This window comes from Phyllobacterium zundukense (assembly GCF_002764115.1).
In the GTDB taxonomy this organism is placed as follows: domain Bacteria; phylum Pseudomonadota; class Alphaproteobacteria; order Rhizobiales; family Rhizobiaceae; genus Phyllobacterium; species Phyllobacterium zundukense.
The window spans coordinates 1,977,616-2,001,819 of record NZ_CP017940.1; the positions used below are offsets into that span (position 1 = coordinate 1,977,616).

Consider the following 24,204-nt stretch of genomic DNA (forward strand, 5'->3'; position numbering starts at 1 on the left):
GACGTAGCCGCAATGAAGAAGATCAAAAATCCCAGCATCTTCGGCGCCACGAAAGAGCCCCACACGATCATCATCGCGCGGGGCGAAACCATCCGTCATTTCACTGTCAGGCCTTGGGCGGCGCTTCTTGGCGGCACCCTCGCTCTTGGCCTCGCCGGCAGCTATCTCCTCGCAACGTCCTATCTCGTCTTCCGCGACGACCTCATAAGCGGCAGTGTCGCGCGGCAGGCCCGCCTGCAGCAGGCCTACGAGGACCGCATCGCGGCACTGCGCACGCAACTTGACCGCGTCACGAGCCGGCAGTTGCTCGATCAGAAAATGATGGATGGCAAAGTCGCCGAACTCATTCAACGGCAGAAAGCACTGAGCGAACGGCATGACAAGCTTGCGCCAGTGATCGAACGTGCAGCGCGCGGCGGAACCGCTGTGCCGGCAGAAGCGGGCGCCGACCTCGTCATGGATCGCGACGGCCAGGACGTGGTGAACTCAGACGATGCGGATGGCTTCTATGGCATAGATCCGATCATAACAGGACCGACGACTTCAACACGCAAGCCCGCGCCGCGCGATGACAAGGCAAAGACCAGCGTCGATAAGGCCGAACTCCTGGATTCTGTCGACCATTCCCTGAACGCCATTGAAACTCGGCAAACCAAACAGATACAGATGCTGTCGAACACCGCCTATGAAAGCGCCGACAAGATCATGGAAGCGCTGGCAGCAACCGGCGTCAAACCGGTTCTGGACGATGATAAGTCGGGCGCCGGCGGCCCATTGCTTCTGGCTAGCACAAGTCCCGCCGCCGGATTTGACACGAAGCTTGTTGATCTTGATGAGGCTCTTGCGCGACTTGAGGGGGCCAAGGCTCTCGCGAAGGCCGTTCCGATCGCCAATCCAGCCCCCGGCATGCCGGTCTCGAGCCCCTTTGGCGTGCGAAAAGACCCGCTTCTCGGGATGATGGCCTTTCATTCAGGCATGGATTTTCGCGCCATTTCCGGAAGCTCCGTACTGGCCACAGCCAATGGAACGGTGACGGCAGCCGACTACACCGGCGGCTACGGCAATATGGTCGAGGTGGACCACGGCAACGGCCTGTCCACGCGCTATGGCCATATGAGCCAAATCCTCGTGAGTGTCGGCCAGCATGTCAAATCGGGCGATGTTCTCGGTAAGGTCGGCAGTACCGGCCGTTCCACCGGCCCTCACCTGCATTATGAGGTTCGCAAGAACGGCAACGCAATCAACCCGGCAAGCTATTTGACCATTGGCCGGCAAATTGCGGCGGAACTTTAGGCTTAAGCAGAAGATATAATTTTTCAAGGAAGTGAGTCATGAAACAATGACCGCTCCATTCAAGCTATTTGCTTTTTAAAACAGCTCTTTTCAGCCAGTTTGCCTTTATATCCAAAGCAGTATATTTTAATGATTAAGCAATTAAAATTTCTTGGAGACTCCATCAAGCGCCTCCGTGATTTTCCTGCGTTTGCCAGGCAAGACGCTGGATACCAGTTGGACAAGGTACAGCGCGGTGAGGAGCCTGACGACTACAAGCCGATGCCCTCCATCAGCAGGGGTGTCGCAGAAATCAGGATATGGGATGATAGCGGGACTTACAGACTAATTTACACGGCAAAGATGCCAGACGCGGTCTGTGTTCTAAGTGTTTTCCAGAAGAAGACGCAAACCACTCGGGCGCAGGAGATCAGGCTCGCCTGAGAAAATTGAAAAGGCAACTGAATGATCGAAACGGAAACCTTTGACAGCGTATGGGACGCGATTGCCGATACACCGGCTGAAGCTGCAAATCTGCGGGCGAGAGCCGAATTGATGAGACAGATAGCGGACATCATCAAAGAAAAGGGTTGGAAGCAGATCGACGCGGCAACCCACTGTGACGTCACGCAACCGCGCATAAACGATCTGTTGCGTGGCCGCGTGTCGCGCTTCTCACTCGACGCGCTAGTGAATATCGCCACAGCCCTTGGCCGCCGGGTTCATATTGAACTGGAAGCAGCCTGACGCGTGGTCAGGCAATGTCTTCCACTTCCACATCCGTACCATGCACGCGATGTGCCAGCGCCGCCTCCATGAACATGTCGACATCGCCGTCGAGCACATCCTGCGGGCTCGTGCTCTCAACGCCGGTGCGCAAGTCCTTCACCAGCTGATAGGGCTGCAGCACGTAGGAACGGATTTGGTGACCCCAGCCGATGTCGGTCTTGGAGGCTGAAATCGCATCCGCCGCCTGTTCGCGTTTCTCGAGCTCGGCCTCATAGAGGCGGGCGCGCAGCATCGACCATGCCGTGGCGCGGTTCTTGTGCTGTGAGCGCTCAGCCTGACATTGTACGACGATACCGGTTGCGATGTGGGTGATACGGACAGCCGAGTCCGTCGTGTTGACGTGCTGACCGCCCGCACCCGACGCTCGATAGGTATCGATACGGACATCGGCTTCCGTCACCGCGATGTCGATATTGTCGTCGACGACCGGGTAGACCCAGATGCTGGAAAACGATGTGTGCCTGCGCGCATTGGAATCATATGGCGAGATGCGCACCAGCCGGTGCACACCGGACTCGGTCTTCAGAAGGCCATACGCGTTGTGCCCCTTGACGAGAATTGTCGCGGATTTGATGCCCGCCTCTTCCCCGTAATGTACTTCGAGCAGTTCAACCTTCATGCCCTTGCGTTCGGCCCAGCGCGTATACATGCGCAGGAGCATCGACGCCCAGTCCTGGCTCTCCGTACCGCCGGCACCGGAATGGACTTCGAGATAGGTGTCGTTGGCATCCGCTTCACCGGAAAGCAGCGTATCGATCTGACGGCGATCGACCTCCTGCTTGATGCTGCGAATCGCTTCTTCAGCTTCGGCAACGATCGACTTGTCATCCTCCTCCTCGCCCATGGCGATGAGTTCGATGTTGTCTTCCAGAGATTGGGTCAAGGCGCGGATAGAATTGATGCTGTCTTCCAGCTGCTGGCGCTCGCGCATCAGCTTCTGCGCTTCCTGCGCATCGTTCCAGAGCGACGGGTCTTCGGCAAGCTGGTTCAGATAGCCCAGGCGTTTGATTGACGTATCCCAGTCAAAGATGCCTCCTCAGCAGGCTTATGGCCTGCTTGATCTCGTCGACCAGCGTCTCGATTTCGGCGCGCATTGGCTGTCCGTTCCTTCTTGTCTTTTTATGGATTTCAAATTTCGGCGGACCATATTGACTGGTCCGCGCGATGTAAAGTCTTCAGGCTTCCATGAAGCTCAGAGATCGAAGCGGTCAGAAAAGGCCGCCGCCGCCGCCCTGTATCGCGCGATTGACGTTGGGGGATTGCACGCTGACCGGTGCGCCTTCCGAGAACGAATCCATGCCAATGACCGAATAGCTGTCGGCTGGGCCTGTGCCCGGCTTGAACGCTTCCATGATCACGTTGGGGCCATCTGGCGATGCGCGCATGCCCGTCTTGCGATCGATTGGAATTACCGTCATGCCCTCGGGGACGCGGAAATCGACGGAACGCTGCCCCTGGAGCGCCGCTTCGGCAAAATCCTTGAACACTGGCGCTGCAAGACCGCTACCGGTGAAACCCTTGCCCATGGGAACAGGCGTGTCATAGCCAAGGTAAAGGCCGAATACGAGATCCGGCGTGAAGCCGATGAACCACGCATCCTTTTCGTCGTTGGTGGTTCCGGTCTTGCCGGCGATCGGACGATTGAGGCTCTTCAGGATCGTGGCGGTACCGCGCTGAACGACGCCCTCCATCATCGATGTGATCTGGTAGGCGGTCATAGGGTCGAGCACCTGGTCGCGATCATCGATCAGCTCCGGTTCCGCCTGGCCTTTCCATTCGGCAGCAGAGCAGTTGTCGCACTTGCGCTCGTCATGCTTGAAGACCGTCTTGCCGTAGCGGTCCTGGATCCGGTCGATCATGGACGGCGTTATCTTGCGCCCGCCATTGGCGATGATCGAATAGCCGGTGACCATGCGCAGAACAGTCGTTTCGCCCGAACCGAGCGCCATGGCGAGCACCGGCAGCATCTTGTCATAAATGCCGAACCGCTCGGCATATTCGGCAACCAGCTTCATGCCCATGTCCTGGGCGAGCCGCACAGTCATCAGATTGCGCGACTGCTCGATGCCGTAGCGCAGCGTCGACGGTCCTGCGAATTTTCCGCCATAGTTTTTCGGTGCCCATATGCCAAGGCTGCCGCCCTGATCCACCGAAATCGGACCGTCAAGCACGACCGAAGCGGGGGTGTAGCCGTTGTCGAGCGCTGCTGAATAGACGAAGGGCTTGAACGACGATCCCGGCTGACGCATCGCCTGTGTGGCGCGGTTGAACTCGGATTCGGCAAAGGAGAAGCCGCCAACCATTGCCAGAACGCGGCCCGTATGCGGATCCATCGCCACCGCGCCGCCTTCGATCTTCGGAACCTGCTGGAGATCGAAAGCCGTCTCGCTGCCTTCTTTCTTCTGGACGAAGACCACATCGCCGACATTGAAGACATTTTCCAGAGTTTTGGCGGTGGTGCGCTTGTCGTCATTGAGCAGGCGGAAGGCCCATTTGACGTCAGCGGCATCAATGGTTCCCTTCTTGCGCTCGGTGACGAGCTTGTCGGAGGCGTCGCGCTCCGGCTGCAGCCCAATGATCGCCTGCTCCGGCGTTACTTCAAGAACAACGGCCAGTTCCCAATCCGGGACATCGGAGAAAGCCTTGATCTCGGAGAGTGGGATGCCCCAGTCGCCATTGGTTGAAATTGTCTTGTAAGCACCGCGATAGCCGCGCGCATGGTCATATTTGAACAGGCCATGCTGCAGTGCGGCGCGCGCCATGACTTGCATTTTAGGATCGAGCGTTGTGCGAACGGACAGACCGCCTTCATAAAGCGCATTCTCGCCGTAGCGGGCAATGATTTGGCGCCGGACCTCCTCGGCGAAATATTCGGAAGCGAAGAGATAGTTGCCGGTATGGCGCGGCGTGACGCCCAGCGGCTCCGCCTTGGCCTCTTTGGCTTCTTCCATCGTGACATAGCCGTTTTCGGCCATGCGATCGATCACCCAGTTGCGGCGCTCAACAGCCCGCTCCGGCTGACGGAATGGATGATAGTTGGATGGTCCCTTGGGAAGCGCGGCGAGATAGGCCGCTTCGGCAACCGTCAGCTCATTGACCGACTTGTTGAAATAGGTCAGCGCGGCACCGGCAATGCCGTAAGAATTCAGACCGAAGAAGATTTCGTTGAGGTAGAGCTCAAGAATGCGATCCTTGGAATAAGCCTGCTCGATGCGGAACGACAGAATCGCTTCCTTGACCTTGCGCCCGATGGTCTGGTCGTTGCTCAAAAGGAAGTTCTTTGCCACCTGCTGGGTAATGGTCGATGCACCGACCGGACGCCGGGAGCCCCAATTCTGGATATTGGTGACGACCGCGCGGGCCAGACCGCCGATATCCACACCCGGATGCTGGTAGAAATTCTTGTCCTCGGCTGAAATGAAGGCTGCCTTGACGCGATCGGGCACTGCCTGAATCGGCAGATAGAGACGGCGCTGGCGTGCAAACTCAGCCATCAGCGAACCGTCCGAAGAATGGACACGGGTCATGACCGGCGGCTCGTACTTCGCCAGAACTTCGTAATCAGGCAAGTCCTTGGACATGTTGACGACATAGAGCGCAACAGCACCCGCCGCCAGAAGCGCCATGACCGTGCCGATTCCGAAAAAATATCCGATCAAGCGTATCATTTGTATGCGGAACCCATTTCACCTGTTGGCATGTATACTATCAATACATGATCCGATCCATGCAGATTGCTTCGTGGAAAACACCGATCAGAGGTGTTCCTGGTCCGGCAATCGTCCAAAGCAAGGCCGGTAGTTCATCGACGCAATTGGGCGACAAATGTGACAAAGGCAAGGAGAACCCGTTCGTGTTCACAATTTAAATACCAATTGTGGAGTTTCGGCAACGCCAAGATGGGCGATTTCGTGCGGAACGTCAGAACGCTCAGTTGAGCGCGCCAGCGGTCTTCTTGCCGGCAAATTCGCCTACGGCCGAAGCAAGTCTTTCGGCCACATGACCTCTCCAGGCCGGATCAAGCATCAGTTTCTCGTCTTCCGGATTGGAAAGATAACCGATTTCTACGAGAACGGAGGGAACGTCCGGCGCGCGCAGTACCTGGAATCCGGCAAAGCGATGCGGATTGTTGATCATGTTGACGTCTTTTTTCAGCGATTTCACCACGGTCTTGGCAAAGCTCAACGAAAAAGTATGCGTCTCCCGGCGAGTCAGGTCCATGAGAATGTCGGCAATTTCCGGCGTCTCGTTGTCAAATGTAATCCCTGCGACCGCATCCGAACGATTCTCACGATCCGCCATCGCACGCGACTCGGCATCCGAGGCCTTGTCCGAGACCGTATAAACCGTAGCGCCGCGAATATTGCCCCTGTTGATCGTATCTGCATGGATGGAGATGAAGAGATCGGCTTCATATTGCCGGGCGACTCTCACCCGCTCCGTCAACCGCATAAACTCATCGCCGTTCCGGGTCATTTCAACCCTCAGGCCGGGGAACTTGCTGAGTTCGTCGCGCAGTTGCTGCGCAAACATCAGCGTGACATTCTTCTCCATGATGCCGCTCGCGCTTTCCGCGCCGCTGTCGATACCGCCGTGGCCCGGATCTATCACAACGGTGAACGGCTTTGGCGCCTTGCTGACCTCATTGGGTGCAGCAGCGGCAAGCCGATCGCCTTTCGGTGCTCCTTCGGTCGAAGCAGTGGTGGCATTTTGCGTCTTCAGCGCTTCGGCGAACTGGCGGTCCGATGAAGCGACGAAATCCGCGACAAGCCGGTATCCCGGGCTGCTGTCATTCTTGATGACATTAAGCTGCTCGACGGCAAAAGGGCCTTTGAGCGTGAAAATCAGCCGTGAGCGCTGATCGTCGATTAATCCGTAGCGCACATCCGTAACCAGCCCGCGCGGTTCTGTTGATTTCTTGTCGAAGGCAAAAACGGCTTTGGGCATGTCGATTGCCAGCCTGTGCGGCTGATCAAGCAGCATCGTCGAGACGTCGGGCTCGCGATCGAAATTGATGACGATACGGGTTCGCAGCTCGTCGCCCGCGACCTGATACGTCAGGGCTGCCAGTTCGTCTGCTGCACGCGAAGGCTCGCCCGCCTGTAGAAAGACAAGAAAGCCGATGGCAGCAGCCATGAATATCCGACAGATCACGCTCATCTCTCTTGCCAACAGGTGCGATGCGGGGAGACAGTTCCCGCTGGCACAACTTGTATCAGACGCAGTATGCATTGGCATCCTGCCCAGGACACACTATCTATGACTAATAGGTAAGGAACCATGGTTAATAATGTCTTATGGTACCCTTTGTGCTTGGCGCATCAATGACAGGATTATGAAGAAGTCCTTGTCATAACGCGACACACCTCCTAAAAGCAAAGGTGGGTTACTTCCTGCCCTCCGGAATCAGGCTCTTTGATGTCACGGCAAACGACCGGCTGACAATGAGAACAGAGACACGGAGTGGCAATGGCGAAGATTCGCTGCGGTAACCAAAAAAGAATTTGGCGCGAGCAGACAGGGATTGTCGGCAGCGCTTTTTGTGAACGGCAGATCGCGCAGACAAGGCGCATCGAGCCAGCCCTTTCGAGGGTGTTAACAGTGTCGGCACAGCAGACAAGCGTGCCATTCGTGAGGTCGTTTCGTCAGGAACAGAAATGTTTGCTACAGACGTGATTATAACCGGCTTGCAAGCCGCGGCTGCCCGAGGGCAGCTCCGCGCGATGCCGTGTCTGTCTGTTTCTGCGAACTTAAATAAATCCGGCAAATGTGAAGATACGGCGCCAGGCACCCCGAGGGTTTCCTGGCTGTCCCGCGTTGATAGCATTTCAGCCGGGGAGAAGAATTATAATGTCGGACAAAATGCTAATCGACGCCTCCCACCAGGAGGAAACACGGGTTGTCGTGGTTCGCGGCAATCGAATTGAAGAATTTGACTTTGAATCGGAACATAAGAAACAGATCAAGGGCAATATCTATCTAGCGCGTGTCACACGCGTCGAACCGTCCCTTCAAGCTGCATTCGTGGAATATGGTGGCAATCGCCACGGCTTCCTTGCGTTCAGCGAAATTCACCCCGATTACTACCAGATCCCTGTTGCCGATCGTCAGGCACTGATCGACGCCGAAGCGGAAGCTGCGAGCCAGGACGAGGATCACGAAGAAAACGCGACCGAACAGCGTAGCCGCGATCGCAACGATCGTGGATCGCGCAACCGCCGCCGCGGCCGCCGTGGCCCGCGTCAGAATGATGATTCGGCAAAGCTGGACACTTCGGATGAAGAAAACCCGGCTGCAGGCGAAGCCGGAGACGAGCACGATGCGTCCGGAGAAATCACCGATGGGTCGCAGGATGAATCGTCCTCAAGCGACGAAAGCCATGGGCAGAGCATTGCAGCGTCGATCGACGCCGATGTGATATCGGAAGCCGTCGGTGTCGATACGGACGAAGCGTCCGAAGAAGACACCGAGGAAAGGACCGTATCTGATGCCGGCGAAGGCCGCTCCAGAAGGTCGAGGCATCGGTCGAACGAAGACAAGGACGAGGCGCCGGACGAACTCGACGAGGTTGAGTCCGTTGGAGCCGAGGACGCAATGGAAGAAGTGCCGACGCATCAGCGCTTCCAGCGCCGTCAGTACAATATCCAGGACGTCATCAAGCGCCGGCAGATCCTGCTGGTTCAGGTCGTCAAGGAAGAGCGCGGCAACAAGGGCGCTGCTCTCACCACCTATCTGTCGCTTGCCGGCCGTTACTCCGTCTTGATGCCGAACACGGCACGTGGCGGTGGCATTTCGCGCAAGATCACCAGCATTCAGGACCGCAAGCGTCTCAAGGATATCGTCAAGGATCTCGAAGTGCCGAAAGGTATGGGTGTGATCCTGCGCACTGCCGGTGCCATGCGCACCAAGCCTGAGGTCAAGCGCGACTACGAATATCTGATGCGCCTGTGGGAAAACGTCCGCAGCCTCACCCTCGCCTCGACCGCGCCTACGCTGGTCTACGAAGAAGGCAGCCTGATCAAGCGGTCGATCCGCGACCTGTACAATAAAGACATCACTGAAATCCTCGTTGCCGGCGAAAACGGATACCGCGAGGCCAAGGACTTCATGCGCATGCTCATGCCGAGTCATGCCAAGGTCGTGCAGCCCTACCGGGAACTCACACCGATCTTTGCCCGCAATGGCATCGAAGCGCAGCTGGACCGCATGCTCCAGCCGCAAGTGACGCTGAAGTCCGGTGGTTACATCATCATCAACCAGACGGAAGCGCTGGTGGCGATCGACGTCAACTCCGGCCGCTCGACACGCGAACATTCCATCGAAGATACGGCTTTGCAGACGAATCTTGAAGCAGCGGATGAAGTTGCGCGCCAGCTTCGCCTGCGCGATCTTGCCGGTCTGATCGTCATCGATTTCATCGACATGGAAGAGAATCGCAACAACCGCGCCGTCGAAAAGCGGATGAAGGATTGCCTGAAGGATGACCGCGCCCGCATTCAGGTTGGCCGGATCTCGCATTTCGGCCTTCTTGAAATGTCGCGTCAGCGTATCCGCGCCAGCGTTCTGGAAAGCACGACCCAGGTCTGCGCAATGTGCGGCGGTACCGGTCATGTGCGCTCCGCCTCCTCCATCGCCCTGCATGTCATGCGGTCGATCGAGGAATATCTGCTGCGCCACTCGCAGAACAACATCATCGTTCGCACGACCGTCGCAACGGCACTCTATGTCCTCAACCACAAGCGTCAGAATCTGGCCGATCTCGAAGCACGGTTTGGCCTGACCATCAGCATCGAAGCCGATGACAGCGTCGGTGCCCAGCACTTTGCCATCGACAAGGGTTCCATTGCTCTTGGCCCGATTGTTCCGTTGACGGAGACGCCGACCCTCGGATTCGCCGAGGATTTCGATGAAACCGATCCAGTCATCGAAGATGCAGATGAGGATGTCGTAGAAGCTCAGACGGGCGAATCTGCGAGAATCGCCGACAATGACGATGCGTCGCGCAAGCGCAGACGCAAGCGTCGGCGTCGTGGTGGTCGCGATCGCCAGGACTTCGCGGGCGCTGAGCAAGGTCAGCCTGTTCGTAGCGATGACGACGCGGATGACGCCGATCAGCCCCCCGTGGAAGGCGAAGACGCCGCCGCTACCAAGGCACGCGAGGAAGAAAACGAACGTCGCAAGAAGCGTCGGCGTGGCCGTCGTGGTGGCCGTAAGAACAAGCGTCCCGAAGATGGTGACGATGCCGGCAATCGGGTCATCGCGAAAACGGTTCCGGATGCCGAGCCCGTGTTCGTATCGATTCCTTTGCCGGACTTCTCAAAGGCCAGGCTCGCTGAAGTGACACCCCTGGTTGCGGAAGCACCTGTAGCGCTGCAGGAAGCTGTTGAAGTACCTGGCGTTGAGACAGCGGCAATCGAGGAAGCGCCTGCAAAGAAACCTGCAAAGCGCAAGTCCCGCGCCAAGGCGGCAATCGAGGCGGCTGAAATCGCCGTTGCCGAGGTTCTTGCCGAAGCAGAACCGGAAGCGCCAGCCAAACCGAAACGCGCACCGCGCAAGTCGGCGAGGAAGGTTGAGGCAGTTGTCGAAGAGACGCCTGCCATAGCGGAAGTTGCGGCCAGTACACCTGTAGAAGTACGGCCGGAACCAACGCCGGAGCCCGTTGCCGCGCCCGAACCGAAGAAGATCGAAGAGACCAAGCCTGTCGTTACCTCCTCCACCGCCAAGGAAAAGAAAGCCGAAGGCGAACCCGCACCAAAGCGTGGCTGGTGGCAAAAGAAGGGCTTCTTTTGAGCTTCAAAAACCATGAGTAAGTGAGTTGAAGAACCGGCATCATTGCCGGTTCTTCTTTATGGAGACTCTGTTTATGCTTCCCAATGCCGTAGATTTGTCGACATAGGCTGGCTTCACAAAGTGGGGAGCATCACAGGCCTCTCTTTCTTTCAAAGATCGATTTGGGTACGAATAGGACATGATTGCATTTCATAAGATCAGTTCACGTCAATCGATCATTGCCATGGCGCGCAGCGCGCTCATCATGCTGACTGCAGGCGCGTTTTGCGCCACGCAGACCGCTGTTGCCACAGCGCAGTCAGCATCCGTACCCATTGTCCGCGATGCGGAAATCGAAGCCCTTGTTACTGACTACGCCACCCCAATCATCAAGACGGCGGGTCTGTCCAAACACGCTATCAGCATCGTCTTGGTCAATAACCGCAGCTTCAATGCCTTCGTGGACGGCAGACGCATATTCATCAACACCGGTGCCCTGCTCCAGGCCGAAACGCCCAATGAAATCATCGGCGTTCTCGCCCATGAGGCTGGCCACCTTGCAGGCGGTCACCAGTTCCAGCTGCGCGAACAGCTTGCCAACGCCAAGACGATGGCCGTGGTTGCCAGCCTGCTCGGCATGGGCGCGATGGTCGCTGGCGCTGCCAGCCGCCAGGGCGGCCTCGCACAGGCCGGCGCAGGCATCGCCATGGGTGGCACTGAAGCCGCCATGCGCGGGCTGCTCAATTATCAGCGCACGGAAGAAATGGCGGCAGACCGTTCCGCCATTACCTATCTTGCAAACACCGGCCAATCCGCCAAGGGTATGCTGACGACGTTTGAGCGCTTCTCCAATGCCCTGTCATTGACTGGCACGCGCGCGGATCCCTATCGGATCAGCCACCCTCTGCCGCGGGAACGCATCGCCAATCTGGAAACGCTGGCCCATGCGAGCCCCTATTTCGACAAGCCGGACAGTCCCGCCTTGCAGCAGCGTCACGACCTGATGCGCGGCAAGATCGCAGCCTATACCGGCGGGGGAGCAAGTGTTCTGCAAACTTTCCGCAAGGATCCGAAGAACATTGGTGCACGCTATGGCGATGCCATCGCAACTTATCTCAATGGCTCTTCGCAATCGGCCATGTCCAAGATCGATGCACTGATCAAGGAACAGCCGAAGAACCCGTATTTTCAGGAGATCAAGGGCGAGATTCTGTTGAAACAGAACAAGGCGGAAGAAGCGGCCCGGGCCTTTCAGAAGGCCAGTGCGCTCGATCCACGAAAATCCAGCCTGATACGCATGAGCTACGGACGGTCATTGATGCTGACGGGGACACCTGCCAATCTCAAGGAATCCGTCGATATTATCAAAGCAAGTATCGGCCGCGACCGCGAGTCGCCAGCCGGCTATGCCTATCTGGCGCAAGCCTACGGTCAGATGGGCGATATGCCCCGTTCCGATCTCGCCAGCGCCGAAGAAAAATACTATTCCGGCAAGATCCAGGAAGCGCAAATCTTTGCCATTCGTGCCCAGCGTGGCTTGAAAAGCGGCTCGCCCGAGTGGATACAGGCTCAGGACATCATCAGCACCAAGACCAAGAAGCGCAAATGAGACGCGTGCCTCCGCGTCCGTTGCAGAACAGAATTTGAAAAGGACAGTTCACTATGACAAAAGTCACTCTGGTTGCTGCAGCCGCCGGTCTCGTCGGCGTTGCTGCGTTCGCTCTCGGCTACCAGGCGGGGCGGACTGAGTTGGTCAGTGCTGCGCCTGATATGTCAACAATGACGGCTTCGACCACCGACCGGGCAGAAATCGAAGGGATTGTACGCAACTACCTCATCAACAATCCCGAGGTAATGCTTGAGGTGCAGACGGCGCTCAATGCCAAGCAGGAGGCTGCGCAGAAGGAAGCTTCGACGCAGGTCATCAGCGAAAACAAGGACAAGATTTTTCTGTCGCCGATGGATGCCGTTTTCGGCAATCCGAGCGGCGATGTAACGATCGTCGAGTTCTTCGATTATAACTGCGGCTATTGCAAAAAGGCGCTGCCCGACATGGATGCGCTGCTGAAAAGCGATCCGAACCTGCGCTTCGTCATGAAGGAATTCCCGATCCTTGGTGCGGATTCAACGCGCGCGCATATGGTAGCCAAGGCGTTCAAGGCACTGATGCCGGAGAAGTATCTCGAGTTCCACCGTGATCTGCTGGGTGGCGAAGGCCGCGCAACCGAAGAATCCGCCATGGCGATTGCCGTCAAGCTCGGCGCAAACGAGGCACAGGTCCGCGAAAAGATGAAAGCTCCCGAAATAGCTGCCGCATTCCGCGACAACTACGAACTGGCAAACAGCTTGAGTATCACTGGCACGCCGTCCTATGTCGTGGGCAATGAGGTTGTTCCCGGCGCACTCGGAGCAGACGCGCTGGCCGAGAGGATCAGCCATATTCGCAACAAATAGAACTAATATTTACTTCTGCCTGCGAAAACCCTTTGTGGACAAGCAATAACGTGACTTTGCAGGCTTTTCGCTTGCCGATAAGCCGTCTATATGGGACCAGAACCTCGAACCGTCCGGTAATCATGAAGCAACAGATCTTTATCCTCAACGGCCCGAACCTGAACATGCTTGGAAAGCGTGAGCCGGGAATCTATGGCGCCACAACATTGAGCGATATCGAGGCTTTGTGCCGCTCGGAGGGTGAGAACCTCGGGGTCGATATCGTGTTTCGCCAGTCCAATCATGAGGGTGATCTGGTCAGCTGGATTCAGGAGGCAGGCGAGCAGAAGGCATTGGTGTTGATCAATCCCGCCGCCTACACGCATACATCCATCGCATTGCATGATGCCATCCGCGCGGCTTCGGTCACGCTGGTGGAGGTTCATCTTTCCAATATTCACGCGCGCGAGTCATTCCGCCATCACTCCTACGTTTCCTCTTTGGCCAAAGGGGTGATATGTGGCTTCGGGGTCGATGGCTACGTGATGGGCCTGCGCGCACTCATCAAGCTGGCGGCGTCGCAATAGCGGACACTGGCAAACAGAGATAAGGGGCTTGAAAAAGCATGGCTAGCAGAAACACCGGGATCGACAAGGTCATGATCCGCGACCTCGCGGAAATCCTGAACGAGACGGACCTCACCGACATCGAGATCGAACAGGGCGACCTTCGCATTCGCGTTTCGCGCCAGGTAACGGTTCAAGCCGCCGCCCCTGTCTATGCACAGGCTCCGGCCGCTGCTCCCGTAGCTGCGACCGCCGCTGTTGCTCCAGTTGCTGCGCCCGACCCCTCGAAGAACGCCATTCCATCGCCCATGGTCGGAACCGTCTACATGTCGCCCGCCCCCGGCGCCCGCGCCTTTATCGAGGTCGGATCACAGGTCAAGGAAGGCCAGACGCTTCTGATCATCGAAGCGATGAAGACAATGAACCAGATTCCATCGCCCCGTTCCGGCACCGTTACCGCTATCCTCGTCGAAGACAGCCAACCCGTCGAATATGGCGAGTTGCTGGTTGTGATTGAATAGGGTCCGGAACCGTGAGCAGATCGAGAGCGTGATGTTTCAGAAAATCCTCATCGCCAACCGCGGCGAAATTGCCCTGCGTGTCCTGCGTGCGTGCAAGGAGCTCGGCATCCAGACGGTAGCCGTGCACTCGACCGCCGACGCGGACGCCATGCATGTGCGGCTTGCCGACGAAAGCGTCTGTATCGGACCGCCCCCCTCGCGTGAAAGCTATCTGAATATCCACCAGATCGTCGCTGCCTGCGAAATCACCGGGGCAGATGCCATTCATCCGGGCTATGGCTTTCTGTCGGAGAACGCCAAGTTCGCCGAAATCCTTGAAGCCCACAACATCACATTCATCGGCCCCACCGCGGCGCATATCCGCGTCATGGGCGACAAGATCGAAGCCAAGCGCACCGCAAAACGCCTCGGCATTCCGGTCGTTCCAGGCTCGGACGGCGGCGTGACGGACGACAGGGAAGCTGCGCGCATCTGTGCCGAAATCGGTTACCCGGTCATCATCAAGGCCTCTGCAGGCGGCGGTGGCCGTGGCATGAAGGTCGCTCTGAACGAAGACGAGCTTTCCGTTGCCCTGTCGACCGCACGTTCGGAAGCCGGTGCGGCCTTCGGCGACGATGCCGTCTACATCGAGAAATACCTGCAGAAGCCCCGCCATATCGAAGTCCAGGTCATGGGCGACGGCAATGGCAAGGCCGTGCATCTCGGCGAACGCGACTGCTCGTTGCAGCGCCGCCACCAGAAGGTCTGGGAAGAGGCAAACTCACCTGCCCTCAATTCCGATGCACGCGAGCGGATCGGCATGATCTGCGCCAATGCCATGGCCGATATGGGATATCGCGGCGCCGGTACCATCGAGTTTCTCTACGAGAACGGCGAGTTCTACTTCATCGAAATGAACACCCGTCTCCAGGTCGAGCATCCGGTGACCGAAGCGATCACCGGCATCGATCTCGTGCACGAGCAGATTCGTGTTGCCGCCGGCGGCGGCCTGTCGGTGACCCAGGAAGACATCCGCTTCTCCGGTCACGCCATCGAATGCCGCATCAATGCGGAAGACCCGCGCACATTCGTGCCCTCGCCCGGCAAGATCACCCATTACCATACCCCGGGCGGTCTGGGCATACGCGTCGATTCGGGCGTCTACACGGGCTACAAGATCCCGCCATACTATGACAGCCTCATCGGCAAGCTGATCGTTCACGGTCGCAATCGCGTGGAGTGCATGATGCGTCTGCGCCGCGCGCTGGACGAGTTCGTAGTCGACGGCATCAAGACGACGTTGCCGCTGTTTCAGGATCTGATCAACAATCCTGACATTGCCAACGGCGATTATGATATTCATTGGCTCGAGAAATATCTGGCTGGTGACACAGCAGACACCGTAGAAGAATAGGCATGTCGGGTAGAGACCCGGAAGAGATATTCAAAATTGACCCCGCGTTGCTGCTGCGCGCCTATGCAACCGGGGTCTTTCCCATGGCCGAAGAGGCCGACAATCCGGAAATCTTCTGGGTTCGTCCGGAAAAGCGCGGCATCATCCCCTTCGAGAATTTCCACGTGTCGCGTAGTCTGCGCAAGGTTGTCCGCCAGGCGCGGTTCGACATTCGCTATGATACGGATTTCGCCGGCGTTATCGGCGGTTGCGCCAGCGGCAGCGGTGAGCGCGCCCGCACATGGATCAACGCGCCCATTCGCGAGGCCTACGGCAAGCTGTTCGAACTCGGCTATTGCCATACGGTGGAAGCCTGGCTCGACGGAAAACTGGTCGGCGGCCTCTACGGCATTGCGCTCGGCTCGGCCTTCTTCGGCGAGAGCATGTTCTCGCGCGAACGGGATGCATCGAAAGTCTGCCTCGTCCACCTGGTCGGACATCTGATCGAAAAGGGCTTCACCCTGCTCGATACACAGTTCACCACCAATCATCTGGAATCATTTGGCGCCGTCGAGATCCCACGCCGTCAGTACCAGAAAATGCTGGAAAATGCCCTCGCCCAGCCGGCTGAATTCTAGAGCAACATAACCACCACATTATCGTGCTAGCCTGCAGTATTGCCGCCGATGTTCAGCGCAATCCAAACAAATTTTCGCCAGGGATGTCGGACTGACTACCTCCCGTTCGTCTTGAATGCGGGAAGACCCCAACGACAAAGGAGACCTGCCGTGAAAATCAACCCATACCTGAATTTTGATGGTCAATGTGAAGAAGCATTCAAATTCTACGAACGCGTGCTGGGTGGCAAGATCGAAGCCATGATCCGGTTCGACGAAATGCCCGGAAGTGGCGAATATCCGCCGGAATCGGCAAATCACATCATGCATGCGTACCTGAAAATCGGCGACAACGTCTTGATGGGCTCGGATGCTCCGCCACCCTATTTCACGAAGGCGCAGGGCATGGCAGTTGCTCTCAACACAGAGACGCCTGCCGAGGCCGAAAACCTGTTCGCCGCGCTGTCAAAAGACGCGGAAACGATGACCCTTCCGATCACCGAAACGTCCTGGGCGCACCGCTTTGCCATGTTTGTCGATCGCTTTGGCACGCCGTGGATGATCAACTGCCCGAAGGTCGGTTAACAGGCCACCTCACAATGGCCCTGGTCCGCACCGGCGTGGCGGGGTCGCCTCACCCCTTGTCGGGCGCGGGAACGTCTGACGTCTGCTTGCAGCTCTTCAGCCAGACGTCATAGACAGGATGCTCCACGGCGTTCAAGCCGGGGCTGTCGGCAAACATCCAGCCGGAAAAAATCCGGCGGATTTTGCGGTCGAGCGTGATTTCATCCACTTCGACAAAGGTATCGGTCTTCGGTGCTTCCGTATCCGGACGAGTATAGCAGGCGCGCGGCGTCAGCTGCAGCGCACCGAACTGCACGGTCTCGTCGATATAGACGTCGAAGGTCGTGATCCGGCCGGTGATCTTGTCGAGACCGGAAAAGACAGCGATCGGATTGGTTATCTTGTCGTCGGCAGAAGCCTGGGTACCGGCAACTGCTGACATCACACTCGCCGCAATCAAACCGGCTGCGGCCATGCGGAATTGATGATGGAAGAGAAAGGATAGGCTCGAACGGATCATTTCACTTCCGGTTTCAGCGTGTGTCGGGGAGACTTTGATTCCAGCCTGTCGATAATGACCAATTGTGGCAGAAGAAGATCAGAGAAACGTCTCTGGGATCAGGAACCGGGCGTCCAGGCGTCATAGTCGCCGGTCACGGTCGGACGGTTGTCGCCGCGAGCGATCGAACCCTGCGGACGATAGGCGGCTGCAGAACCAGTGAGGTTCGGCTGGTGATTCTTTTCCCAGGCGTGCGGCTTGTAATCTTCCTTGGAAGGCGGCGTATCGACCCTGTGGTGCATCCAGCCATGCCAGCCGGCAGGAATAGCCGATGCCTCGGCGTAACCATTGTAGATCACCCAGCGGCGTTTGCGGCCTTCCGAATCGAATGTGCCCTCGAAATAGACATTGCCAAACTGGTCTTCACCGACCTTGGTACCCTTGCGCCAGGTGAAGAAGCGGGTACCGAGCGTCTGTCCGTTCCACCAGGTGAAAAACTGAAGTATGAAGGTCTTCATGGCAATCCTCGAACGATGTCGTTCAGCCCATAATAGCGCTATGGCAACTCACCGGTTTATGGCCGTATCATTACGCGATAGCAAGGGTCAAGTTGACGCGTGAGCAGGTTCCAACCGCATTTTGAAACCGGCATGGGTCTTTTCAAAACCGAGCTTTTCATAAAAGCGGTGCGCATCGGGGCGTTTGGCATTGGAAGTCAATTGCACGAGCGCAATATTCCGCTCACGCGCGACATCAAGGCAATGATTGATCAACCGCGCACCAATGCCCTTGCTGCGCATATCGGCACGCGTTTGCACCGTCTCAATGGCCATTCTTCTCGTGCCGCGCCCCGTGAGCGACGTGATGAATGTCACCTGTGCCGTGGCGACGACCTCTTCGCCCAGAACACCGACGAACAGAAGATCATTGGGGCTCGCCTCGATGGCTGCGAAGGCACTTTCATAGAGCGGCACGGCTACCGGATCGGTCGTATCGCCATGGCCGCCGATGGAATCCTCGGCAAAGAGCCTTATCAGTGCTGGCAGGTCGTCGCGTGTGGCCTGCCGGAAAGAGAGTTCGGTTTCGATGGTCACGGCGCCAGCTCGTATCCGGTCAGCGATTTTTCCAGAACCAGCACGGGCACACCTGGCAACATGGCGCCACAGCCGTCGATCACCTTCGTGCGTTCGTAACCTCTGCTTTCATAAAAGCGCACAGCATTTTGATTCTGCTCGATTACTTCGAGTTGGAGCGCATAGACGCCGGGAAATGCGCTTTCAACTTCGGCCAGAAGCAGCGAACCGACACCCTTGTTCTGATGCTCGGGATGGACATAAAGCTGGCTTAGGACTGAAAGCTTGTGGTCTTTCTGCGAGGCATAGGCCATGCCGAGAATGTCAGCCCCGTCATCGGCGAGAATGAATTCGGAATATGGCTTGGCCAATTGCTTCTTCAATGCATCGATCGAATGCGCGTGATTGGTTACGGCATTGACCTTCTCGATCCCGTACACGTCATCAAAGGTCGCATGCCAGGTATAGACAAGCAGCTCGTGAACAGCGGTCAGGTCTTCCCTCGTTGCGCTGCGAACCCACATCTATTCGACAATCCCCAGTTTCGCCTTGACCAGATCGCTGAGGACTTGAGGATTGGCCTTGCCGCCGGTCGATTTCATCACCTGCCCGACAAACCATCCGGCAAGGCTCGGTTTTACTTTTGCCTGCTCGACCTTGTCCGGATTGGCGGCAATAACATCATCGACGGCTTTCTCGATCGCGCCGGTGTCCGTGACCTGCTTCATGCCGCGGCTTTCAACGAGTTCACGCGGATCGCCACCCTCGTTCCATACGATCTCGAACAGATCCTTGGCGATCTTGCCGGAAATCGTGCCTTCCTTGATCAGGTCGATCACCGCCCCAAGCTGGGCCGGCGATACAGGCGATTCCTCGATGCCCTTGCCTGCCTTGTTCAGCTGCCCAAGCAGATCATTGATCACCCAGTTTGCGGAAAGCTTGCCATCGCGCCCATTGGCGACAGCCTCGTAGTAATCGGCAATCGCCTTCTCGGTCACGAGGATCGATGCGTCGTAGACGGAAAGGCCCAGCTCCGAGACAAGCCGAGCTTTTTTGTCGTCCGGCAATTCCGGCAAATCGGCCCTCAGCTCGTCGACATAGGCCTGCTCGAATTCCAGCGGCAGCAGATCGGGATCAGGGAAATAGCGGTAATCGTGCGCCTCTTCCTTGGAACGCATGGAGCGTGTTTCGCCCTTCACCGGGTCGAACAGCCGCGTTTCCTGATCGATCGAACCGCCATCTTCGAGGATGGCGACCTGGCGCCGCGCCTCATATTCGATGGCCTGGCCGACAAAGCGGATCGAGTTGACGTTCTTGATTTCACAGCGTGTACCGAACTCACCGCCCGGCTTGCGCACTGAAACGTTCACGTCGGCACGCATCGAGCCTTCGTCCATGTTGCCATCGCAGGTGCCGAGATAGCGCACGATGGTGCGCAGCTTGGTGAGATACGCTTTCGCCTCGTCGGAAGACCGCATGTCCGGCTTGGAGACGATTTCCATCAGCGCCACGCCAGAGCGGTTCAGGTCTACATAGGACATGGTCGGATTCTGGTCGTGCAGCGACTTGCCCGCGTCCTGCTCGAGATGCAGGCGCTCGATGCCGATCTCAATGTCCTCGAACTCGCCTTGTCTGTCGGGGCCAACCGAGATGATCATCGTGCCTTCGCCAACGATCGGCTGTTTGAACTGCGAAATCTGATAGCCCTGCGGCAGATCGGGATAGAAGTAGTTCTTGCGGTCGAAAACCGACTTCAGGTTGATCTGCGCCTTGAGGCCAAGCCCCGTACGGATCGCCTGACGCACGCACCACTCATTGATAACCGGCAGCATGCCGGGCATCGCGGCGTCCACCAGGGAAACATTCTCGTTCGGCTCCGCGCCGAACGTGGTCGACGCACCGGAAAACAGTTTCGAATTGGAAGTGACCTGCGCATGAACTTCCATGCCGATGACGATCTCCCAATCGCCTGTGGCACCGGAAATGAAACGCTTGGGTTCGGGCGTACGGGTATCAACGAGAGTCATGCTGGGCTGTCATTCCTGGCTAAAAATATCTGGAGGCCTTGAGAAACTAGCAAAAGGTCTCTGATACTGGCTAGTGCAATCCGCCTAACGAGGCAAGTGTTTCTCCGTGCGAACGGCTGATGATCCGCGGAAATGCTGGTCGTGCATGCCTCGATCTCTACATAAGGCAGGTGCGACCCTGATCTATTTTCCCGGAAAGTTCGTGATAACGTAACCCTTGGGAAGAGCGACCGGAGCTGAATCGCTCGAGGCATGCAACGGAGGAGAACTGATGCAGAATATCCATGGTCTTGCTATTCCTGAAACCCTCGCCGAAGCAACAAGGCCCGAGACAACTGCGCTTGTCGTCTACGACATGCAGATTGGAATCTTGCGCCAGCTGGAGGAAGGACCGGCCATCCTGGAGCGCGTATTGCAAACCGTGCAGATCGCCCGGTCCGCAGGTATACGCATCTTCTTCATGCGGCACATGTCGTTGCCAACGCGGATGGCGGGTGTATTTCAGTTCCGGCAGATGATGGCCTGGCAGCGCAAATCGGCGGCCGAGGATGTTCATCCCTGGTTCTTGCGCGACAGTCCCGGCTTTGCCCTCGCCCCGGAACTCGAGGTCCGCGACGACGAAGCCATCTTCGACAAGATCACCTTCTCGGCCTTCGAAGGGACGCCCCTGGCGATTGCCATGCGCGATTGCGGCCTGAAGAGTTTTCTTATCTGCGGCATCGCCACCGAAATCGGCATCGAACCCACGGTCCGCCACGGCGCCGATCTTGGCCTTATCCCCATCGTGGTAACGGACGCGTGCGGCGGCGGCGATGCCGAGGCAGCGGACAGGGCGATGGCGAGCATGAAATATATGGGGGATGCAATGCTTTGCACAGTGGAAGATCTGTCCGCCGTCTGGGGCTGAAACATAGAGGTTCCTGGGGATCGGCTACGTTCTGCCGGTGCGAATTTTCATTGAAACGCACCCCAATCGGTCCATAGTAAGCTACCCGATTGGCCCGGAGAAGCGCTTCGGGGATAGAGCATCCCTTAGCGCTCATTGCCAAGGTTTCAGTTTGCCGCCCTGTAAGGGCGCGGTTGGGGGAAGCTCGAATGAACACTTTGCGGAAAGCTGCTGCCGAAGAAACGCTCGACCCGGATGACTGGGCCGATGTGCAGACCTTGTCACATCGGGTCGTCGACGATGCGGTCCGCTATCTGCGTGATGTCCGCGATCGACCTGTGTGGCAGGACATCCCTGCGGAAGTGAAAGCATTCTTTGAGTCTTCCCTGCCGCAAGGGCCAGCGCCGCTAGCGGAAATCTACCGCGAGGTTGCGGAGAACGTGATGGCCTATCCCATGGGAAACGTTCATCCCCGCTTCTGGGCCTGGTATATGGGTTCAAGCAATTTTACCGGTGCGCTCGGCGATTTTCTGGCGGCAATCCAGGGGTCGAACCTTGGCGGCGGCAACCATGCTGCGGCTTATATGGACCTGCAGGTGGTGAACTGGTGCAAGGAGATGATGGGATTTCCTGCTTCGGCCAGCGGCACTCTGGTCAGCGGCGGTTCGATGGCGAACATTATAGGCCTCGCCGTGGCGCGGAACCTGAAGGCAGGTGTTGACGTACGCGAGTTGGGTCTCGCTGCCATGGAGAAGCCCCTGCGCTTCTATGGCTCCGATCAGGTTCACAGTTGCCACCGCAAGGCAATGGAGGCGCTTGGACTTGGGAATCGGGCTCTACGGCGCATTTCGACAGATGCAGGACTGCAGATCGACATCACCGCCCTGCGCGAGGCGATCGCCGAGGATCGCGCGGCGGGATTTCAACCCGCTTGCGTGATCGGAACGGCCGGAACAGTCAACACCGGCGCTATTGACGACCTGCAAGGTCTGGCGAAACTGGCTGCGGAAGAGGACCTCTGGTTTCATGTCGATGGCTGTATCGGCGCGCTCCTCACCATCGCTCCCGAGAACAAATATCGCGTCGCCGGAATCGAGCTTGCCGATTCCGTGGCGCTCGACCCGCACAAATGGCTGCATGCTCCCTTCGAAGCCGGTTGCGCGCTGATCCGCGATGCCGATGCGCACCACGCTACATTTGCCGTGACGCCCGAATATCTGGAAATGACACCCCGCGGCCTCGCATCCGCCAACTGGCTGCATGATTTCGGCCTGCAGACCACCCGCGGCTTCCGGGCCCTGAAGGTCTGGATGGCGCTCAAGGAGCATGGCATCGAAAAGTTCGGACGCCTGATCGACCAGAACGTCGAACAGGCAAGGTACCTCACCATGCTCATAGAGGACGAACCCCTCCTGGAACTGGTGGCGCCGACAAATATCAACATCGTCTGCTACCGCTATCACCCCGAAGGAATGGACGGCGACATGTTGAAGCCGCTCAACACCGAGATCATGCTGCGGCTACAGGAAGAAGGCACGGCAGCCATTTCGGACACGACGGTTCATGGCCAGCATTGCCTGCGCGTCGCGATCAACAATCACCGAACCCGGCGCGAGGACCTGGAGCTGCTGATCCGGGAAACAATTCGCCTCGGCGACGAGATCGCGAACACCAGTGCGGCTGACTAGGGTTTACGCATGAACTGCGTGTCGTCCCGCTCCAGATAGCCCTTCGGTACCGGCTGCGCCGCATAATCGAGCGTCAGTTCCTCGCCAGCTGCAATCGCACGAATGGCCCGGATCGTCCGGTAATCCGGGCCGATCTCGAGGTTCGGTTCAAAACTGTGATTGATAAAGCCGTAGCTGGTGCGCAAGGGCCGAACCAGCAGCCTCTCGCCCGGCAAGGCATTCCACTCCATCTCGGTCAATAGCACCGGATACCGATGCGCCTCGATCACCTGCCCGTCGAGGACGCACAGCACTTCATCCTTCGCCCACGGCCGCCGCGTATGCAGCCCCTGCCCCTGCGCCGCGCCTGGTGCAAGATATGTCTCCGGAATGGTATCGACCAGCGCCTCGCCATTGAGGAAAATTTCGGCGCAGGTGTCGATGCTGGCTTTGGTCATCCCTACCCCTCCATCATCTCGCGCAGCACCAGGCGCTTGTAATGCTCCACCAGCACATCGCCCTCCTTGCGCTCCACCGAGATCGCAAGGCGCATCGTCGCTTCGCCGAGCTGCATGATCAGGAAGCTTGATGTCTCCAGCTCCGCCCGGTCCGCTTCGGGATCGACCCTCGCCCGCGCCGCCGCCAGCACAGCGCCATTGATGCGGCTGTCGGCAAGATCGATATCGCGCAGCGCCTTGTCGGCCTGCGTGCCCGACCAGATGTCGCGCATCACCGGTTCGGCCAGGAACATCGCGTAGTAGACGTCGATCAGCTCGCCGAACGCCCGACGCAATCCTTCCCGGTCCCGCACATCCGCAAGGCCATCCGCGATGCACACCTGCCCCGCCACATTGTAGCGTTCCGCCAGCGTGCGGATGATCGCGCCCTTGTCGGGAAAGTATTGATACAGCGAGCCGATCGAAATTCCTGCCATCTCCGCCACGTCACTCATGCGCATGGCATCGCTGCCGCTCTTCCCGATCAGGGTCGAGGCGCATCCGAGAATGCGCTCCACGCGCTCGCGACTGCGTTTCTGCGTCGGTTCACGGCGCACCGCCCCCGTTTCGCTCTCGACCGCCGCAATCTTGTTCATGAGCATTCCTCACATTTTCCCTTGACTCCTATAATATGAGGATTTATCACATTTGC

General features: G+C 57.8%; 23 protein-coding genes. 13 read left to right on the forward strand and 10 right to left on the reverse strand.

Features of this window, described 5'->3' with window-relative positions:
* The first annotated feature begins 12 nt into the window (after positions 1-12).
* The 3 genes from BLM14_RS09910 to BLM14_RS09920 all read left to right on the forward strand — a co-directional run bounded on the left by BLM14_RS09910 (position 13) and on the right by BLM14_RS09920 (position 2,019).
* Positions 13-1,293 carry a M23 family metallopeptidase gene (locus BLM14_RS09910; RefSeq protein ID WP_099999204.1) on the forward strand — a complete coding sequence of 427 codons (1,281 nt, stop codon included), beginning with the start codon at positions 13-15 and terminating at the stop codon, positions 1,291-1,293.
* 129 nt (positions 1,294-1,422) lie between these two features.
* Positions 1,423-1,716 carry a type II toxin-antitoxin system RelE/ParE family toxin gene (locus tag BLM14_RS09915; protein WP_418314177.1) on the forward strand — a complete coding sequence of 98 codons (294 nt, stop codon included), beginning with the start codon at positions 1,423-1,425 and terminating at the stop codon, positions 1,714-1,716.
* A gap of 21 nt (positions 1,717-1,737) precedes the next feature.
* A complete protein-coding gene (locus BLM14_RS09920; RefSeq protein WP_099999205.1) occupies positions 1,738-2,019 on the forward strand; it encodes a helix-turn-helix domain-containing protein in 282 nt (93 codons plus the stop codon).
* 7 nt (positions 2,020-2,026) lie between these two features.
* Here the strand turns inward: BLM14_RS09920 and prfB are convergent.
* From prfB to BLM14_RS09935, 3 genes are all read right to left on the reverse strand, one after another.
* Positions 2,027-3,155, reverse strand: a protein-coding gene (gene prfB, locus BLM14_RS09925) for a peptide chain release factor 2 (RefSeq protein WP_099999206.1) whose coding sequence is annotated in 2 segments (ribosomal slippage) — positions 2,027-3,085 and positions 3,087-3,155 — 1,128 coding nt in all. Because the reading frame shifts where the segments join, the coding sequence is not laid out codon by codon here.
* A 114-nt stretch (positions 3,156-3,269) separates the two neighbouring features.
* On the reverse strand, positions 3,270-5,729 hold the full coding sequence (locus BLM14_RS09930) for a penicillin-binding protein 1A (RefSeq protein ID WP_099999207.1): 2,460 nt from the start codon (positions 5,727-5,729) through the stop codon (positions 3,270-3,272).
* A 262-nt stretch (positions 5,730-5,991) separates the two neighbouring features.
* Positions 5,992-7,197: an N-acetylmuramoyl-L-alanine amidase gene (locus BLM14_RS09935; protein WP_418314229.1), complete on the reverse strand. Its 1,206-nt coding sequence runs from the start codon at positions 7,195-7,197 to the stop codon at positions 5,992-5,994.
* 714 nt (positions 7,198-7,911) lie between these two features.
* Here BLM14_RS09935 and BLM14_RS09945 point away from each other — a divergent pair.
* The 8 genes from BLM14_RS09945 to BLM14_RS09980 all read left to right on the forward strand — a co-directional run bounded on the left by BLM14_RS09945 (position 7,912) and on the right by BLM14_RS09980 (position 16,924).
* Positions 7,912-10,851, forward strand: coding sequence for an Rne/Rng family ribonuclease (locus BLM14_RS09945; RefSeq protein ID WP_099999210.1), 2,940 nt, complete (start codon positions 7,912-7,914; stop codon positions 10,849-10,851).
* Between the two features lie 178 nt (positions 10,852-11,029).
* Positions 11,030-12,439, forward strand: coding sequence for a M48 family metalloprotease (locus BLM14_RS09950; RefSeq protein WP_099999211.1), 1,410 nt, complete (start codon positions 11,030-11,032; stop codon positions 12,437-12,439).
* Between the two features lie 53 nt (positions 12,440-12,492).
* Entirely contained in the window at positions 12,493-13,284 is a 792-nt protein-coding gene (locus BLM14_RS09955) for a DsbA family protein (RefSeq protein WP_099999212.1), read from the forward strand.
* A gap of 122 nt (positions 13,285-13,406) precedes the next feature.
* Positions 13,407-13,850, forward strand: coding sequence for a type II 3-dehydroquinate dehydratase (aroQ, locus tag BLM14_RS09960; protein WP_099999213.1), 444 nt, complete (start codon positions 13,407-13,409; stop codon positions 13,848-13,850).
* A 38-nt stretch (positions 13,851-13,888) separates the two neighbouring features.
* Positions 13,889-14,350 carry an acetyl-CoA carboxylase biotin carboxyl carrier protein gene (accB, locus tag BLM14_RS09965; RefSeq protein ID WP_099999214.1) on the forward strand — a complete coding sequence of 154 codons (462 nt, stop codon included), beginning with the start codon at positions 13,889-13,891 and terminating at the stop codon, positions 14,348-14,350.
* Between the two features lie 31 nt (positions 14,351-14,381).
* Positions 14,382-15,743: an acetyl-CoA carboxylase biotin carboxylase subunit gene (gene accC, locus BLM14_RS09970; RefSeq protein WP_099999215.1), complete on the forward strand. Its 1,362-nt coding sequence runs from the start codon at positions 14,382-14,384 to the stop codon at positions 15,741-15,743.
* Positions 15,744-15,826: 83 nt separating this feature from the next.
* Complete coding sequence (gene aat, locus BLM14_RS09975; protein ID WP_237143534.1) at positions 15,827-16,360, forward strand: leucyl/phenylalanyl-tRNA--protein transferase; 534 nt, start codon at positions 15,827-15,829, stop codon at positions 16,358-16,360.
* A gap of 150 nt (positions 16,361-16,510) precedes the next feature.
* A complete protein-coding gene (locus BLM14_RS09980) occupies positions 16,511-16,924 on the forward strand; it encodes a VOC family protein (protein WP_099999217.1) in 414 nt (137 codons plus the stop codon).
* A gap of 49 nt (positions 16,925-16,973) precedes the next feature.
* On the opposite strand, the gene BLM14_RS09985 is transcribed toward BLM14_RS09980, so the two are convergent.
* From BLM14_RS09985 to gatB, 5 genes are all read right to left on the reverse strand, one after another.
* Positions 16,974-17,423 carry a DUF2155 domain-containing protein gene (locus tag BLM14_RS09985; RefSeq protein ID WP_099999218.1) on the reverse strand — a complete coding sequence of 150 codons (450 nt, stop codon included), beginning with the start codon at positions 17,421-17,423 and terminating at the stop codon, positions 16,974-16,976.
* Between the two features lie 98 nt (positions 17,424-17,521).
* Entirely contained in the window at positions 17,522-17,920 is a 399-nt protein-coding gene (locus BLM14_RS09990) for an NADH:ubiquinone oxidoreductase subunit NDUFA12 (RefSeq protein WP_099999219.1), read from the reverse strand.
* Positions 17,921-18,007: 87 nt separating this feature from the next.
* Positions 18,008-18,496 carry a GNAT family N-acetyltransferase gene (locus BLM14_RS09995; RefSeq protein ID WP_099999220.1) on the reverse strand — a complete coding sequence of 163 codons (489 nt, stop codon included), beginning with the start codon at positions 18,494-18,496 and terminating at the stop codon, positions 18,008-18,010.
* Positions 18,493-18,999, reverse strand: coding sequence for a GNAT family N-acetyltransferase (locus BLM14_RS10000; protein WP_099999221.1), 507 nt, complete (start codon positions 18,997-18,999; stop codon positions 18,493-18,495). The genes BLM14_RS09995 and BLM14_RS10000 overlap by 4 nt, the downstream gene beginning before the upstream one ends.
* On the reverse strand, positions 19,000-20,502 hold the full coding sequence (gene gatB, locus BLM14_RS10005) for an Asp-tRNA(Asn)/Glu-tRNA(Gln) amidotransferase subunit GatB (protein WP_099999222.1): 1,503 nt from the start codon (positions 20,500-20,502) through the stop codon (positions 19,000-19,002).
* A 271-nt stretch (positions 20,503-20,773) separates the two neighbouring features.
* Here gatB and BLM14_RS10010 point away from each other — a divergent pair, with 271 nt between their 5' ends.
* Together BLM14_RS10010 and BLM14_RS10015 are read left to right on the forward strand one after the other, a co-directional pair.
* Positions 20,774-21,409 carry a cysteine hydrolase family protein gene (locus BLM14_RS10010; protein WP_237143326.1) on the forward strand — a complete coding sequence of 212 codons (636 nt, stop codon included), beginning with the start codon at positions 20,774-20,776 and terminating at the stop codon, positions 21,407-21,409.
* 188 nt (positions 21,410-21,597) lie between these two features.
* Positions 21,598-23,076: a pyridoxal phosphate-dependent decarboxylase family protein gene (locus BLM14_RS10015; protein WP_099999223.1), complete on the forward strand. Its 1,479-nt coding sequence runs from the start codon at positions 21,598-21,600 to the stop codon at positions 23,074-23,076.
* Here the strand turns inward: BLM14_RS10015 and BLM14_RS10020 are convergent.
* The gene (locus tag BLM14_RS10020) at positions 23,073-23,513 is read right to left on the reverse strand and encodes an SET domain-containing protein-lysine N-methyltransferase (RefSeq protein ID WP_099999224.1); all 441 of its coding nucleotides are present in this window, start codon (positions 23,511-23,513) and stop codon (positions 23,073-23,075) included. The genes BLM14_RS10015 and BLM14_RS10020 overlap by 4 nt on opposite strands.
* Before the next feature lie 2 nt (positions 23,514-23,515).
* Positions 23,516-24,148 (reverse strand): TetR/AcrR family transcriptional regulator, encoded by a 633-nt coding sequence (locus BLM14_RS10025; protein WP_204251952.1) that lies wholly within the window; start codon positions 24,146-24,148, stop codon positions 23,516-23,518.
* Positions 24,149-24,204: the final 56 nt, after the last annotated feature.